Genomic DNA, 1,366 nt, shown 5'->3' on the forward strand with positions numbered 1-1,366 from the left:
GAAGTGGGCGGGCTGGCCATGCCATTGGGCAAAGCTGCTTCTTCAGTCATTCTTCTGAGAATGGGCTCTGTGCTGTTTGCCAGACAGCACCATGCCAATCCTCAGATGTATCGCAGCATTTCCCGTCTGGTGCCTGAAATAGTGAAATCCATGGGTTCCGGACAAGGCGTTCAGGTACCGCTGCTGCACCGGGTGACACCACAAAAAGTGAAAACCCTGGCCTCGGCCACAGCCGGTCTGGTGCTGGGTCCGGTAGCCACTGTCGGAGCATACGCCCACGGCCTTATATCCGGGTTCACCTATGCTCAAACCTTCGGATTCGCTCTGGCATCCAGTCTCACTTTCGACTTTTTCATGAATGACAACAAAATGCTCACCCAATGGCTGGGCGGACCTATGGGCCGAAGTCTTGACAAGATCAACCGCTGGAGAGGCGTAGGTGAAACGCAAGATGATTATGTAAAACGCACCGCTATTGCCTCGCCTCAGCGCTTCAATGAAACCGATGAAGCCTATACAAACCGTGTTAAAGCAAGCGACGCGACGCATGGCTGGACTCGACATGAAAATTATCTGCAGTTTCGTGAACGCCGTGATCGCACAATGAAGATGTTTGAGAATAGCTGGGAGCAATACTTCAGGGACAATGTGCCCAGATGGTCGTTTTCTCATGCAGAAAGTATTCCTTACTCCTACACTCTGGGTGCTCTATTCGAATCAAGGGCTATAGCGGCTGAGGAAAACCCCGCAGCGGTGAAAGCAGCACCGGCTGGTCTCAAGGTTGAGAAGTTTCACCTTGATAAAGATAAGAATACGCAGGACGAACTTTGAATACTGTGAACTAAATTCGTACAAAAGCTGACCGGAACAGCCAAGAGCGATTGACAGCCATAAACCATCGTAAGTTGCTTCCTCGCCAGGTATGGCAATCACTTTTCACAGTAATAAAAGTATTCAGCTCTAAGGTTTTAAAATGACAAACACCTGCCCCAATGCACTAAGTCTTGCAGTGGCGATTGCAATCAGCTCTTCCATCATGAGTACAGAGGCACAGGCCGTTCGCAAACTGAAGATATCTGCCTATATTCCGGGCAATGGAGGTTTTGAGTATACTCGTAGTGAGGTCATAGTTCAGCCAACTTTAGCTGATGACCAGCAGACAATACCCAAATCTATTACCACCACCTACCCTTATGAGCTTTCAGAAAGTACCGACTCTATCCCTCCCGGAGGTATGAGCTTTACAGAAATTCTTTATGGTATTGATGAAGGCGTTTCCAGTGTTGATCAGTTTGAAACAGACGAGAATGACGTTGCTCAGAAATATACCAAAGTTCTCAAGGTAGGTGATGAGGGCGTCTTCAGG

At 48.6% G+C, this 1,366-nt stretch carries 2 protein-coding genes; both read left to right on the forward strand.

Going from position 1 to position 1,366, the window contains the following annotated elements; genetic code table 11:
- Positions 1 to 831: hypothetical protein (locus KDK17_RS03615; protein WP_257287363.1), on the forward strand; the 831-nt coding region annotated here is incomplete at its 5' end.
- Between the two features lie 142 nt (positions 832 to 973).
- On the forward strand, positions 974 to 1,366 hold a 393-nt coding region (locus KDK17_RS03620; RefSeq protein WP_257287364.1), incomplete at its 3' end, for a hypothetical protein.

Origin of the sequence: Endozoicomonas sp. SESOKO2, assembly GCF_024606245.1 — a bacterium.
Taxonomy (GTDB): Bacteria; Pseudomonadota; Gammaproteobacteria; order Pseudomonadales; family Endozoicomonadaceae; genus Endozoicomonas_A.